Here is a 768-nt window from a genome sequence, read left to right as displayed (position 1 = left end):
TTCAAAGTTACTTTTCAAGCCCTTCCACTGTTTATGACTTTAATCTGTAAATAATGTCGTCAGGTCAACCGACTTGACGAACTCACCAACGCTAAATGTTGTCGCTATGTCATTAAACTCAAATCGACCGTAGAAATTAATGTGTTGCCACGCCACTGGCGATATTTTACCCAGTTTTTTTACCCAGCTGTCCCATCTCAAATAAACCGTCAGGATCACCTCTCTCAAGCAAACTGGACAAGAGTTCTGCGTTGAAATAAATAACTGCACTGGCTATGAGTCGGGTACATTCGTGGATAATATGTTGTTCATTTTCACTTTTTACATTCATTTTGCCCCCGTTGACATGCGCTATCGCTTTTTTCAATCGGTGGTAAGCTTCACCACGGTTTAATGCTTTGGCAACGTATTGGCGCAGGGATTTATTATCAATATAGTCGAGCATATAGATGCTTCTTATAATATTATCCAGCTCCCACAACGCTTTTTTTGTTTTATTTTGTCGGGCATAAGAGCTTAATTTCCTAACAATGGATGATTGCGTCGTTTCCTTCTGACCAAGAGAAGCCATTATATGTTGAATATTTGGCCACTCTTCGATAATCCGTTCTTCATTCACTTTACGAATAGGCTTAATAAGGAACTCTTCACTGTATTTCCCTGGCGGCTCAAACCCAATGATACCCTCTGTTTTTGTTGGAAAATTTTTATAACGTGGGGCAAACTGATAGCCAAACGCGTATAAAATCCAAAAGTTAACCTGATTAG

General features: G+C 39.5%; 1 protein-coding gene. It reads right to left on the bottom strand.

Translation table 11 applies throughout. From position 1 onward, the window contains the following. Nucleotides 1-166: 166 nt before the first annotated feature. Nucleotides 167-768: Tn3 family transposase (locus tag C5471_RS23400; RefSeq protein ID WP_166296608.1), on the bottom strand; the 602-nt coding region annotated here is incomplete at its 5' end.

It is taken from the genome of Photorhabdus tasmaniensis (assembly GCF_011189505.1).
GTDB classification, from domain to species: domain Bacteria; phylum Pseudomonadota; class Gammaproteobacteria; order Enterobacterales; family Enterobacteriaceae; genus Photorhabdus; species Photorhabdus tasmaniensis.
This window is presented reverse-complemented; position numbering and strand designations above follow the sequence as displayed.